The 13,504-nt window shown below is 68.1% G+C and carries 11 protein-coding genes; 3 read left to right on the top strand and 8 right to left on the bottom strand.

Annotated elements, in window-relative coordinates:
* Positions 1–93 precede the first annotated feature (93 nt).
* The 3 genes from AC25ND_RS02305 to AC25ND_RS02295 all read left to right on the top strand — a co-directional run bounded on the left by AC25ND_RS02305 (position 94) and on the right by AC25ND_RS02295 (position 1,939).
* Positions 94–384, top strand: coding sequence for a DUF5629 family protein (locus AC25ND_RS02305; protein ID WP_213884110.1), 291 nt, complete (start codon positions 94–96; stop codon positions 382–384).
* Positions 350–1,480 carry a lactonase family protein gene (locus AC25ND_RS02300; RefSeq protein WP_486976073.1) on the top strand — a complete coding sequence of 377 codons (1,131 nt, stop codon included), beginning with the start codon at positions 350–352 and terminating at the stop codon, positions 1,478–1,480. The genes AC25ND_RS02305 and AC25ND_RS02300 overlap by 35 nt, the downstream gene beginning before the upstream one ends.
* Positions 1,481–1,762: 282 nt before the next feature.
* Positions 1,763–1,939, top strand: a complete 177-nt coding sequence (locus AC25ND_RS02295; RefSeq protein ID WP_236180368.1) for a hypothetical protein — start codon at positions 1,763–1,765, stop codon at positions 1,937–1,939.
* Positions 1,940–2,096: 157 nt separating this feature from the next.
* Here the strand turns inward: AC25ND_RS02295 and AC25ND_RS02290 are convergent, their stop codons facing one another.
* The 8 genes from AC25ND_RS02290 to AC25ND_RS02255 form a co-directional block, all read right to left on the bottom strand.
* Complete coding sequence (locus tag AC25ND_RS02290) at positions 2,097–2,690, bottom strand: glutathione S-transferase (RefSeq protein WP_028692921.1); 594 nt, start codon at positions 2,688–2,690, stop codon at positions 2,097–2,099.
* Entirely contained in the window at positions 2,687–6,331 is a 3,645-nt protein-coding gene (locus AC25ND_RS02285; protein ID WP_486976072.1) for an AAA family ATPase, read from the bottom strand. The genes AC25ND_RS02290 and AC25ND_RS02285 overlap by 4 nt, the downstream gene beginning before the upstream one ends.
* Positions 6,328–7,566: an exonuclease SbcCD subunit D C-terminal domain-containing protein gene (locus AC25ND_RS02280; protein WP_486976071.1), complete on the bottom strand. Its 1,239-nt coding sequence runs from the start codon at positions 7,564–7,566 to the stop codon at positions 6,328–6,330. Before AC25ND_RS02280 ends, AC25ND_RS02285 begins: the two co-directional genes overlap by 4 nt.
* A 96-nt stretch (positions 7,567–7,662) precedes the next feature.
* Positions 7,663–9,288, bottom strand: coding sequence for a BatD family protein (locus AC25ND_RS02275; RefSeq protein ID WP_088852622.1), 1,626 nt, complete (start codon positions 9,286–9,288; stop codon positions 7,663–7,665).
* The gene (locus AC25ND_RS02270; RefSeq protein ID WP_062363853.1) at positions 9,285–11,003 is read right to left on the bottom strand and encodes a vWA domain-containing protein; all 1,719 of its coding nucleotides are present in this window, start codon (positions 11,001–11,003) and stop codon (positions 9,285–9,287) included. Before AC25ND_RS02270 ends, AC25ND_RS02275 begins: the two co-directional genes overlap by 4 nt.
* Positions 11,000–12,076, bottom strand: coding sequence for a vWA domain-containing protein (locus AC25ND_RS02265; protein ID WP_028692926.1), 1,077 nt, complete (start codon positions 12,074–12,076; stop codon positions 11,000–11,002). Before AC25ND_RS02265 ends, AC25ND_RS02270 begins: the two co-directional genes overlap by 4 nt.
* Entirely contained in the window at positions 12,069–12,563 is a 495-nt protein-coding gene (locus tag AC25ND_RS02260; RefSeq protein WP_062363855.1) for a DUF4381 domain-containing protein, read from the bottom strand. Before AC25ND_RS02260 ends, AC25ND_RS02265 begins: the two co-directional genes overlap by 8 nt.
* Positions 12,560–13,504 (bottom strand): DUF58 domain-containing protein, encoded by a 945-nt coding sequence (locus AC25ND_RS02255; protein ID WP_028692928.1) that lies wholly within the window; start codon positions 13,502–13,504, stop codon positions 12,560–12,562. Before AC25ND_RS02255 ends, AC25ND_RS02260 begins: the two co-directional genes overlap by 4 nt.

Here is a 13,504-nt window from a genome sequence, read left to right as displayed (position 1 = left end):
CGGGGCAAGCCCGCTCCCACGACCTACATGGCGTGGGAGCGGGCTTGCCCCGCGATGCGTATAATGGCGGCCATTTTCTCAATCGGTGCCTCCATGACCACCCTCGCCACCGCCCTCGCATCCTGCGACATGCTCCTGATCGATGGCCTGCACGCCTTCGACTTCACCTTCGACGCATCCGGCCTCACTATCGAATGCATGGACGGCCGCCAGCTGCGTCGCTGGTCCTTCACCCCCGACCAGGTCGCCGCCGCCACCGGCGCGGGCGACGACTGGAGCCTGGCCAGTGACGAAGGCGAGCATCGTCTAGTCTGTATGAGTGCTTTTCGTGCCCCGGATGAAGAAGACGATGAACAGGAAATGGACCCACCTGCTGAGCGCTAGCCTCATGGCGTTTTCAGTCAACGCCCAGGCCGCCACGTTGCTGGTGGGCAGCTACACCGACAATGGCAGCGAAGGGATCTACCGCTACGACTTCGACGCCCGCACCGGTCAGATCGACGCCACGCCCCGGCAGGTGGTCAAGAGCGTCAGCCCTTCGTGGCTGGTGCTGTCCGCCGACCGGCGCCAGTTGTTCGCGGTCAATGAAACACCCAAGGGCCAGGTCAGCGGTTTCTCGCTGGGCAAGCAGGGCGAGATCAAGCTGCTGAACCAGGTGCCCAGCGAGGGTGACGAGCCGACCCACGCCAGCCTCAGCCACGACCAGCGCTACCTGTTCGTCGCCAACTACGCCGTAGCCCCCGACCCCGGTGGCAGCCTGGTGGTGATCCCGGTGGCTCGCGACGGCAAGCTCAAGCCGGTGGTGCAGCAGGCCCGGCATGCGCCGAGCCAGGTCAATCCCGAGCGCCAGGCCGGTGCCCATGTGCATTCGCTGGTGCTGTCGCCCGATGGCCGCCACCTGTACGCCAGCGATCTGGGCGCCGACAAGGTGTTCATCTACCGCTATGACGGCGCCAGCCCCGAGCATCCGCTGAGCCCGGCGATCCCGCCCTCGGTGACACTGCCACCAGGTAGCGGCCCACGTCACCTGCTGTTCGACGCAAAGGGCCGGCATGCCTACCTGACCCTGGAGATGAGCGCCGAGGTGGTGGTGTTCGATGTGCAGGACGGCGCGCTGACCGAGCGCCAGCGCCTGCCGCTGACCGAAAGCAAGGACTTCGCGGCGAAGGCCGCGGGCGGCCTGCACCTGTCGGCCGATGAGCGTTTCCTCTATGTCAGCAATCGTGGCACGGCCAACGAGATCGTGGTGTATGCCGTGGGCAAGGACGATGGCCGGCTCACCCTGCTGCAGCGCCGTTCGGTGGAAGGCGACCATCCCCGGGAGTTTGCCCTCGACCCGGATGGCAACTACCTGCTGGTGGCGAACCAGAAGAGCAACCAGATCGTGGTCATGCGCCGCGACCCGCGCAGCGGCAAGTTGGGGGATACGGTGCAGAAACTGCCCCAGCAGGCGCCTTCGGACCTCAAGTTTCTGGAGTGATCATCCTCCGCCGGGTTGTCTCGCCCCCTGTGGGAGCGGCCTTGCGTCGCGAATGGGCTGCGTAACAGCCCCAGAGTTTCAGCGTTGACGCAAGAATCGCCGGGGCCGCTGTGCGGCCCTTTCGCGACGCAAGGCCGCTCCCACAGGGGGGCTTCCAATTATCGATAGGCGTGATAATCGCTACTGCTGCAATGAATTTCAGTGGTCGAGTCCATCGGCGTAAGTTTTGACCCAAGACCCCCGAGGGGCCAACGTCAACCACCGAAGTCGAGGTCAGCCCACATGAACTTCAATCTCTTCCCGGTCATCGCCGCTTCCGCCATCTCCGCCTCCGTCGTACTGCCGGCCCACGCCCAGCTGGAGCCAAGCGCCAAGGCGTCCAACACCCACAGCTACACCCAGAAATACCTGCAGCAGAGCGCGCATTTCCACGCCGCCCTGAGCAAGCATGCCAATTGAGTGTGTAAAGCCATTGGTAATAGCACAACGCCATGTGATTTAATTTGACGCTAAATTTTTGACTCGCCAAAGGGGCAGAGCATGATGTGGCGTATCACGGCGGTAGTGCTGTTGTTGATGTCCGCGCCGATCCTGGCGCTTTGAGCGACACGCTGTCTCACTTGGCCATCACGGCCTTGAACAGCGGCGATGCCAGCCAGCCCTGCAACCAGCTGCGCAACCGCGGATAAGCCGCCTCGGTGAACCATTCGGGTTCGACCCCGGCAAACTGGCGCATCAGGGGCAGCAAGGCGGCGTCGGCCAGGCTTGGGTGAGCGGCCAGCAGATAGGGTCTGCCTTCGAGCAGACGTTCCAGCTCGGCCAGCCAAGGCTCGGCCTGGGCGCGGTAGTGCGCCCGGGTGTGCTCGGGGTAGCGCTCGGCGTACTTGTACAAGTTCACTTGCGCCTTGAAGGTGCCATCGTTGCGCGCGATCAGCGTTTCGGCCTGCCGCGCGGCGGCGGGGTCTGCCTGCAGGCGCCAGTCCTCGGGGTCATGTCGGGCCAGCGCCCAGCGCATGATGTCCAGGCTTTCCTCCAGCACCGCATCCCCGGTATCGAGCACCGGCACCGTGCCCTTGGGCGACAGTGCCAGCAGCTCGGCCGGCTTTTCCTTCATCTTCACCTCGTGGACCTGTACGTCGCAGCCGGCGTAGCGCAGGGCCAGGCGCGCGCGCATGGCCCAGGGGCAGCGGCGGAACGAGTAGAGGATCACCCGCACACCTGCACGTCGCTCAGGCCATTGCCCTGGCGGCGCACCTGGATCTGCACCGGAATGCGCTCGTGCATCTCCTGCACGTGGGAGATCACCGCCACCTTGCGCCCCTGGGCCTGCAGGCCGTCGAGGGCGTCCATGGCCAGTTGCAGCGACTCGGGGTCGAGGCTGCCGAAGCCTTCGTCGATGAACAGCGATTCGATACGCAGGGTGCTCGACGCCATGGATGCCAGGCCCAGGGCCAGGGCCAGCGACACCAGGAAGGTCTCGCCGCCCGACAGCGAATGCACCGAACGCAGCTCGTCGCCCATCTCGGTGTCCAGCACCAGCAGGCCCAGGGCGCTGCCGCCGCGCTTGAGGCGATATCGCCGGGCCAGCTGGCGCAACTGGCTGTTGGCGTGGTGCAGCAGCAGGTCGAGGTTGTAGCCCTGGGCGATCTTGCGGAACACATCGCCCGAGGCCGAGCCGATCAATGCATTCAGGCGTGCCCAACGTTGCCATTGCTGGTAGGCCTGGTCGATCTGTTCGGCCAGGGCCTGGCTGGCCTGTTGCCGGCGCTGGTCCTCGGCTTGTTGGGCGCGCAGCTCAGCGCATTGCTGCTCCTGGGCTGACAGCTGCACGGCCAGCTCGGCGAGGGCGGTTTCCAGCGCTTCGACGGACAGTTCGCCGTGGGCCTGTGCGGTGTGTTGCTGCAGCTGCTGCTCACGCTCCCCTAGCAACACGCGGCCTTGCTCGACAGCTTTTTCCGCGGCCTGCAGGCGTTGGCGCAGCTCGCCCACCTGGCTGTCGTCGATGGCCAGCAGGCGGTCGAGGCCGGCGTCGTCCAGTTCCGGGTGTTCGCTGCGCCACTGGGCGATTTCGCCCTGCAGCTGCTGGTGCTCCTGCTCCAGTGCCTGTTGGCGCTGCTGGTTGGCCTTGAGTTCGCCGGCCAGTTGCACACCTTGGGTGTGCAGCGCCTGCAGTTGCCGGGCGCTGTCTGCCTCGGCGGCGCGGGCCTGCTCCAGCTGGGTGTCCATGTGCTGCTGCCAGGCTTCGGCGCTGGGCTGATCGCCGAGCAGTTCGCCCAGGGTGGCCTGGGCCTGGCGGCGTTGTTCGTCCAGCACGGCAAGCTTCTGTTGCAGCTGTTGCTGGCTGTGCAGGCGCGCCTGTTGCTGATCGCGCTTTTTGTCCAGCTGGACCTGGCGAGCCTGCTGTTCTTCCTGCTCGTCCTTGCGCAGGTCGAGTTGCTGACGGCGTTGGGCAATCTGCTGGTCGAGGCCGAGGAACGCATTGGCCGGGTCGTCGCGCAGGGCCTGGAGAATGTCCGGGGGCAGCACGCTTTCGAGACTTTCGAGGGCCTGCGCGAGTTGCTGCTCGTCGGCGGCCAGGGCCTGGTGCTGCTGGTCAAGGTGGCGCTGGGCCTGTTGCTGTGCTTCGCCTGCGGCCTGCAATTGCTGGGTGAGGCGCGCGGCGTCCTTTTGCAGGGCGAGCAGGGCGCCCTGGCGTTTCTCGTCGCGGTCGATCTCGTCGCCGAGGCGGCGCAACTGGCCGTCGAGCCACTTGCCCCGGCCGCTGTCGTCCTGCGGCGCCAGCGCTGGCCACAAGGCATGGGCCTGGACCTGCTCGAGGACGGGCTGCAGCTGCTCGCCCAACTGCTGCTGTTGCTGCTGGTAATCCTTGAGCTGGGCGTTGACCACGCCCAGCTGGGTGCGCAGCTCCACCAACCGGGTATTGAGCTGTTCGACCTGCTGCTGCGCCGCCGCTTCCTCGGCCTGGTCGTGGCGCCCGAGCCTTTGCAGCAACGCTTCGGGCTGATGGAACGGATGCTCGGCGCTGCCGCACACCGGGCAGGGCTCGCCATCGCGCAGCTGGGCGCGCAGTTCCTCGACGCTGGTGTTGCGGGCCAGGCGCTGGCGCTCGAGCAACTGGCGGGTCAGGGTCAGCGCCTGCTCGGCGCCCTCCAGTTCGGCCTTGGCCGCCGTGCCTTCACCGATCAGTTGCTGGCGTTGCTGCATGGCCAATTGTTGGCGCTCGCGCAGCGCATCGAGGCCGTTGCGCAGTTCCATTTCGCGGCCATGCAGGCGCGACAGCTCCTCGACCGCGCGTTGCTGCTTACGGTTGTCCTGGAGCATGGCGCCGAGCAGGTCGATCTGCTCGGCCAGCGCCTGGGGTTCGGCCCCGGCCTCGCGGAACAGCAACTCGAAATGCTCGCGCTGGGCTTGCAGTTGGGCGTTGGCCTGACTGGCTTGGGCCTGCAGGGCGGGCAGCTCTTCGCGGCCCTTGGCCAGGCGGCCGCCGATCAGCATCACCTGTTTGAGCTGCGGCAGGTAGGCCTGCCAGGCGTCGGCCAGGCTGCCGAGTGCTTCGCTCTCGGCCAGGGCGCTGTCGATCCGAGCCAGTTGTTGCAGGCTGCGCTGCTGGCTGTCCTCCAGCTGCAGCAGTTGCTGCTGGGCTGTACCGACTTCCTGTTCGACCCGGGTGCAGGCTTCACGTTGCTCGGCAAGCTCCTTGTCCAGGCGCGCCAGGTCGCCCTGGGCAGCAAAGGCCTGGCGCAGGCGCGGGGCGTTTTCGCCGTGCAGGGCCTGGTGCTCGATCAGGTGCTGGCGGGCCGTTTCCAGGGCCAGCTGCAGCGCGTCGGTGTGTTGCTGCAGTTCGGTGTGCTGGCGCTGTTGCTGGTCGATATCGGCCAGTACCGGGGCCAGTTGCGCGGCCAGGTGCTGCTGACGGTGGAACTGGTGGCGCTGGGGCGCCAGGCGTTCCAGGCGTTGCAGGTCGACGCGCTGATCGGCCAGTTGTTGCCACTCGTGTTCCGCGTTTTGCAGGGCCGTGCCGGCTTCACTGTGCAGCGCCTGCAGGCGCTGCTGTTCGGCAAACCAGGTGCGCTGCTGTTCCAGCTGGCGCTGGCGCGCCTGTTCGGCCTTGAGCTGCTGCTGGGCCTGTTCCAGTGCCTGGTCGAGGGCGGCGCGGGCTTCGGCTTCCATTGGCAGCAGGTGCTCGGCCTGCTTCTTCAGGTCGTTGTGAACCTCGCCGGTTTCCCGCGCCTTGCTGAAGGCGCGTTGGCCCAGGCGGGTGTAGATCGCGGTGTTGGTGAGTTTTTCCAGCAGTTCGCTGCGCTCACGGTCGTCGGCCTTGAGGAAGGCACCGAATTCGCTCTGGGCCAGCATCACCGCGCGGGTGAACTGCTCGAAGTTCAGGCCCAGGCGCGCCTCGACCAGTTGCTTGTATTCGTTCTTGCCGCTGCCCAGCAGTTGCTCGCTGTCCAGGTCGTAGAGGCTCTGGCGGCTGTTCTGCAGTTTGCCGGTGGCCTTTTCGCGAGCGCGGTTGGCTTCCCAGCGGGCGCGGTAGCGGCCGCCGTCGATGCCGACGAAATCGACCTCGGCGAAGCCGCTGCCAGTGCCGCGACGCAGCAGGTTGCGCGGATCCGAGGTGGGGATCTCGCCATCGGCGTCCGGGACCTTGGCTTCCCGGGCGATGTCGTTCAAGCGCGGCACGCTGCCGAACAGCGCCAGGCACAGGGCGTCGAGCAGCGTGCTCTTGCCGGCGCCGGTGGGGCCGGTGATGGCGAACAGGCCGGCGCTGGCCAGGGGCTCGGCGGTGAAGTCGATATCGATCGGGCCGGCCAGCGAGGCCAGGTTCTTCAGGCGGATGGCGAGGATCTTCATGCCTGCTCCTCCTCTTGCAGGACGTCCTGCAGCAATTCGGCGAAATCGGCCAGGGCCTGGTCGTCGGCGGGGTTGCCATAGGCCTGCTCCCAGGCACGGCCGAACAGGTCCTGCGGGGTCATCTGGGCCAGCTCGACGAAGGCGTGCTCGTCGTCCTCGGCGCGGCCGCTGCCGGCGTATTCGGCGCTGATGCGTACCAGGCGCACGGCCTTGCCCTGCAGGGCGTCTTCGATCTGCTGGCGCAGGTCGGGCTGCGGCTCGTCCAGGCGCACACGCACTTCCAGCCAGGGCTGGCGGTTGGGGTCTTCGAGCAGGTCGATCACCGGCAGTTGCCCGAGCTGTTCGAGCAATTCGCCCAGCGGCGCCGGCCCGACCCGTTGCAGGGCCACCGCGCGGGGCACCGGACGCGGCTCGACACTGACCAGCTCGGCACCGTCCAGCTCCACCTCCAGGATCTGGTGCGGGTAGTTGATCTCGGCGAACGACAACGGGATCGGCGCGCCGCTGTAGCGGATACGGTTTTCGCGGTTGACCTTCTGCGGCTTGTGCAGGTGGCCGAGGGCGACATAGCTGATGGCCTTGTCGAACAGCCTGGCCGGCAAGGCCTCGGCGTTGCCGATGATCAGGCTGCGCTCGGAGTCTTCCGAGATGCTGCCGCCGGCCATGTGCGCGTGGCTGATGGCGACCAGTGCCTGGTCTTTCTTGCGCTTCTTCTGCGCCGCGGCGATCAGTTGCTCATGGACCTGGTTGATGCCCTGCAGGTAGTCGTCCCCCAGCGCGGGGCCGGTGACTTCGGCGGGGCGCAGGAAGGGCAGGGCCAGGCACCAGGCGCCGACCTTGCCCCGGGCGTTGGTCAACGGGATCAGCAGTCGCTCGGTGTCCAGCTGGCCCTCGTCTAGCCAGTGCACCCGGCCCAGGGCGTGGGTGCGCAGGCGGCGCATCAGTGGCGCCGGCAGCTCGATGCGCGAGCCGGAGTCGTGGTTGCCAGCGATCATCACGATATTCAGCTTGGGCTGTTGCTCGTGGGCCTGGACAATGAAGTCGTAGAGACGCTCCTGGGCTTTGACCGGCGGGTTGACCGTGTCGAAGATGTCGCCGGCGATCAGCAGCGCGTCGGGTTGGCGCAGGCGCAGCTGGCCGAGCAGCCAGTCAATGAAGCAGGCGTGTTCGAAATCGCGTTCCTGGCCATGCAGGCTCTGGCCCAGGTGCCAGTCGGAGGTGTGAAACAGACGCATGGAAGATCCGTTGGGTGAGCGGCAGGGGGCGTTTGGATTAGGGCGCTATGGTAACTCATCGCGGGGCCGTGGGAGCGGGCTTGCCCCGCGATGAGGCTACTTGGGATACAGCGGCGGCAAGCTGCCGGCTTCGCCCGACGGCGCCAGCACCTGCTCGGCCGGCGGAATCGCGCCAATCGCGCGCCACAGCTCGTCGCCGTGCCAGTATTGCCCGCTCTCGCTGTACAACGCGCCATTCAACCCATCCAGCGCATCGGACAACGGCACGAAGCGCGCCGCCATCTCGGCCAGGGTTTCCGGCTGCTGCCGGGCCCAGGCGTCCAGCGCCTGGCGGGTGGCCTGCGGGTCGTTGGCCTGGCAGGCGCGCTTGAGGTCATCGAGCAGCGTGCGCGGGCTCGGGCCGGTCTGTGCCGCGCGCAGCACCGCCGGTTGCGAGCGGGCCCGCCACCACAGGGTGAAGCCGAGCAGGGTGGTCAGGGCCAGGACCAGCGTGGCCAGTTGCCAGGGCCAGAGCGGGCCGGGGCTCAGGTTGCCGTCGCCGGCCGGGGTGTCGGCGCTCAGCGCCGGGTTGTCCTGCACGTTCAGGGTGCGGGCCGGCAGGCTGCTGTGCTCCAGGTGGTCTTCGCGGGTGTTCCACCAGGTCACCTCCAGCGCCGGCAAGGCCAGCTCGCCAGCGTGGGTCGGCACCAGCGCCTCGCGCTCTTCGCGGTTGGCGACCATGCCGCGCTCGCCGATCTCGTTGCGCAGCAGCGGCTGGTCGGGGTAGCGGCGCAGACCGGCGGCTTCGGTGGCCGGCAGTGGCGGCAACTGGGTGCTCGACAGGCCCTCGGCGCGCACGGTGATGTTGCGCGTGAGCGAGTCGCCGATCTGCGTCGGCTGGCGCTCCGGGTCGGGGTTCCAGTGTTCTTCCAGGGTCAGGTTGCGGGCCGGCAGCCAAGGGCGGTCGGCCGGGTAGCTGGCCGGGATCGGCTTGACCGTCAGACGCAGCGGCAGCGAGCTGACCTGCACCTGGCGACCGACCCGCGGCGTGCCGGCCGGTTGTTCGCCATTGTCGGCGGCGGTGGCGGTGAAGCGCAGCGGCGGCACTTCAAGGCTGCCGCTCTGTTGCGGATAGATCGCATAACGGGTCTCGATCACCCCGTGACGCACGCCGTTGATGTCCTTCTCGTAGGTGCGCGACTCGCCCAGCGGGTCGACCTTGGCGTTTTCCAGCTGCAGTGGGCTGAGGCTGCTGTCGTCGTACAGCGCCACCGAATGGTAGATGCGCAGGGTCAACACGGCCTGGGCCTGGACATAGACCTCGCTGCTGTCCAGGGTGGCCTCGACGAACACCTGCGCAGCCGCGTCCGGGCGCTGGCTGTCGGCCTGCTGCACCTGCAGTTCGATGGCCTGGCTGCGCGATTGGCCCAGCTGCAGCTCGGGAATGCGCAGGCTGCCGCTGCGCCGGGGCAGCAGGGTGATGATCCAGCGGGTGCTGGCGCGGGTTTCGCCGTCCAGGGTATGCAAGCTGTTGAGCTGGCGCGTGCCGCGCACCTCGAAGTCGGGCTCGAGGGAGCGCAGGTCGGGCTTGCCGAACTGGGTGACGTCCTGGCTCTCGAGGGTGAGTTCCAGGGTTTCGCCGGCTTCCAGGCGCGTGCGGTCGACGCTGGCCTGCAGGATCGGTTCGGCCTGGGCCGCGAGGCTCCACAGCAGGCCTAGGAGAAAGACGCCGAGGCGACTCATCGTGGGGTTTCCTGATGCAATTGCTGTTCGTACCAGAATTTGCGCCGCAGCAGTTCCGCCGGGTTGTCGGGGATCTCCCGCAGCCATTGCTCCAGGGCCTGGCGCTGTTCGGCGTCGAGGCTGGTGGAGAGCGGCCGCTGGGGCGGCTGGGTGAGGCTGTCGTCATCGCCGCCGGCAGCGCCGGGCGGGGCCTGGGTGTTGCCCTGGCTGTCGCCGTTCTGCTGGCCCTGGGCCTGTTCGTCGCTGCCTGGCGTGCCCTGGGCCTGGCTGCTGGTCGAGCTGCTGTTGCCTTCGGTTTCGCTGCCGGGTGTGCCTTGGGCATCGGCGTTGTTCGGTTGGGTCTCGGCGCTGGCCTGGCGTTGTTGCAACAGTTGCTGGACCAGGGCCTGGTTGTCCAGTGCGGCCTTCAGGTCGGGTTGGCGTTCCAGGGCCTGTTCATAGGCGTCCAGCGCCGCCTCCAGTTCCCCGGCGCGGGCCAGGGCATTACCCCGATTGTAGTGGGCGGCCGCTGTGCCGGCCTGGGCGAAGGCGGCGGCGGCGCCTTCGAAATCGCCGGCCTGGTACAGGGCCATGCCGCGCCACTGGCTGTCCTCGAAGTGGCGGGCCGCCTGGGCCGGGCGTTGCCGCTCCAGCAGGCGCTGGCCCTGCTGGTCGGGGCGTAGCCACAGGTCATTGAATTCGAAGGCCTGGCTCGGTTGCGGCAAGGCCAGCAGCAGCGGCAGGCAGAACAACCAGCCGCGCCGGCCAGCGCAGGCGGCTAGCAGCAGCAGGGGCAACAGCAGCCAGTAGCCCTGGTCGGCCCAGCTGTCCAGTTGCAGGGTCTGGCCATCGTTGTGCAACAGTCGCGGGTTGTCGAACAAGCCCAGGCCGCGCAGGTCGAGGTCGTCGATGCGGGCATGGCGGTAACGCCCGCCGGTCGAGCCGATGAAGCTTTTCAGCGAGGCGCTGTCCAGGCGTGGCAGGAGGATGCCGCCCTGGTCGTCCTTCAGGTACTCGCCGTTGGCCTGGCGTACCGGTGCACCCTCGGCGCTGCCGACGCCCAGCATCAGCAGGTTTGGGCCCTGGCGCCCGAGGGCCTGTCGAATGCCTTCGCGCTCCGGTTCACTCAGCGACGAGCCGATCAGTAGCAGGCGACCCTGGCCGAGGCCGCTCTGGGCGAGCAGGGCCAGGCCCTTGTGCACGGCGAGGTCGGCACGCTGGCCGGGCTGCGGCATGATCGACGGGTCGACGGCCTCGAGCAGGTTGCGCGTGGTGCCCAGGTCATCGGATAGCGGCACCAGGGTGTGGGCGGAGCCTGCGTAGACGATCAGCGCGGTCTGGCTGTCGCGACGGTGCTCAAGCAGGTCGAGGATCTTGCGCCGGGCCTGTTCCAGGCGGTTCGGCGTGCTGTCCTCGGCGAGCATCTGCGGCGTCAGTTCGAGCAGGATCACCAGCGGGTCGGCCGGGCGTTGGCGGGTTTCTTCCAGGCGCTGCCAACTCGGCCCGAGCAGGGCCAGGACGATCAGCAGCCAGGCCAGGCCCAGGGCGATCCAAGGCAGCTTGCTGGTGCTGCCGCTGCCGCCGCCAAGCAAGACCGCGTGGAACGGCTGCGGCAGGATCAACTGCCAGCGCCCGGCGCGCTTGCGCCGATGCCAGAGCTTGAACAGCAGCCAGCCGAGCAGGGGCAGCACCAGCAGCCAGAGCGGGCGCAGCCATTGGGGCCAGAGTTCGATCATCGCCGCCTCCTCAGGCGCAGGCGCTTGAGGCGCTGGCGCCATTCCGGGTGGGGCTGCAGGAAGCGTGGCTTGCGCAGCAGGCGTTGCAGCAGGTTGTCCGGCCACTGCACGGCCACCACCAGCAGCACGCTGAGCAGCAACGCCAGGGCCAGCGGCCAGGCGTACAGCGCGTGGGCGGTGCGCGCCTGGGTCGGCTGCTGGGCCACCGGTTCCAGTTGGTCAAGGGTGTCGCCGATGGCGTTCAGCTCGGCGCCGTCGTGGGCGCGGAAGTAGCTGCCGTGGGTAATTTCGGCGATTTCCTTGAGCGAGGCTTCGTCCAGGTCCAGGCTCGGGTTCAGCCCGAGCAGGCCCGGCGTGCCGCTGGCCTCAGGGTTGGCACCGATGCCGATGGTGTAGATGCGCACGCCTTCCTGGGCGGCCAGGCGGGCGGCGGTCAGTGGGTGGATCTGCCCGCCGTTGTTGGCGCCATCGGTGATCAGGATCAGCACCCGACTTTGCGCCGGGCGCTGGCGCAGACGCTTGACCGCCAGGCCGATGGCGTCGCCGATGGCGGTGTTCTTGCCGGCGATGCCGATCTGCGCCTCGTCGAGGAAGGTGCGCACGGTACGCCGGTCGAAGGTCAGCGGGGCCTGCAGGTAGGCCTGGCTGCCGAACAGGATCAGGCCGACGCGGTCGCCCTGGCGGTCCTGGAGGAAGTCGCCCATCAGCGCCTTGACCAGGTCCAGACGGCTGATCTCGTCGTCCTTCCACTGCATGTCGGGGAAGTCCATGGAGCCCGACACATCCACTGCCACCAGCAGGTCGCGGCCACTGGCCGACACCGGCAGCGGATCGCCCAGCCACTGTGGGCGGGCGGCGGCCAGCAACAGCAGTAGCCAGATCAGGATGAACGGCGCCTGCTGGCGCCAGGTTGGCAGGTTCAGCCGCGCGCGGCGCCCGGCCAGGCCTTCGAGTTCGTCGAGAAAGCCCACCTTGAGCACCGGCTCGCCGCTGTCGGCGGCAGGCAGCGCCAAGCGCGCCAGCCAGGGCAGCGGCAACAGCAGGAAGATCCACGGCCAGGCCAGTTCAAACATGCTTGCGGATCCAGGTTTCGACCGCCTGGGTGAGCCCGGCGATGGCCTTGTCGTCGAGCTTGCACTCGGGCTTGTAGGCGCCTTCGACCAGTACCATCCAACGGGTCAGGCCGGCGGCCGGGCAGCGGTTGTCGAGAAACGCCAGCCACTGCCGGCCATTGAGGGTGTGGCTGTTGGCGCCGGGATAGTGGTTGCGGCACAGGCGCTTGAGCAGGGCGTTGATCTGCTGCAGCCAGGCGCCGGCCGGCGCGCCGTCATAGGGGCGTGGCAGGCGCGCCAGCTCGGCCAGGGCCTCGACACGAATCGGGTCCAGCGGCAGTTCGGCGCGCACCACCTTGCGCTTGCCTGGGCGCCAGTGGCGCAGGCGCCACAGGCCCCAGCCGAGCAATGGCAGCAAGGCGAGCAACAGCCACCAGCCTGGGGCCGGTGGCCACAGACCGATGGCCGGCGGTGCGATGAGCGGTTGCAACTGATCCAGGGGGTTCATTTGGCGCTCCCGGGACGCTGCGCGTTCAGGTATTCGCGCAATTGCTCGATCATCTCACTCTGGGTGCTCAGCGGCATCAGCACCACCCGCAGCTTCTGCGCCAGCAGTTCCCAGCGCTCGATGCGCGCCTCGGCCTGCTGGCGGTAGGCCTGGCGCAGGTTGGCATCCAGCGTGTCGAGTTCCAGTTGCGCGCCGCGTTGGGCGAAACGCAGCAGGCCGGCGGCGGGCAGGGCATGGTCGAGCGGGTCGCTGACCGGCATCAGCAGCACGTCGCAGTGACGCGACAGCATCGCCAGGTGCTGCTCGACGCTGGCGCTCAGGGCACGCTCGTCACAGATGACGATGGCCAGGCTGCCCGGGCGCAGCACCTCGCGTGCCCGGCGCAGGGCCAGGCCCAGGCTGTCGGGCTGTGGCACGGCCTCGGTGTGCAGGGCCTGGTTGACCTTGGCCAGGCGGTTGAGCAGTTGCAGCAGGCTCTGCTTGCTGCGCCTCGGCTTGATCTCGTGGGGCTCGCTGTCGCCGAACACCAGCCCGCCGATACGGTCGTTGTGGCCCAGCGCCGCCCAGCCGAACAGGGCCGCGGCCTGGGCCGCCAGCACTGACTTGAACATCAGCCCGGAGCCGAAGAACAGCCGCTGGCTCTGCTCGACCATGATGAAGATCGGCCGCTCGCGCTCTTCGTGAAAAAGCTTGGTGTGCGGCTCCTGGGTGCGCGCGGTGACGCGCCAGTCGATGTTGCGCACATCGTCACCGGCCTGGTAGACCCGCACCTGGTCGAAGTCCACGCCGCGGCCACGCAGCTTGGAGTGGTGCAGGCCCACCAGCGGGCTGCGCTGGCCGGGCCGGGAGAACAGCTGGATCTCACGCACGCGGTGGCGCATGTCGATCAGGTCGGCCAGGCCGATGCGGATGCCGGGTTCGGCCAACTGCGAGGTGGGCAT

The organism is Pseudomonas sp. P110(2024) (assembly GCF_057480795.1).
This window is presented reverse-complemented; position numbering and strand designations above follow the sequence as displayed.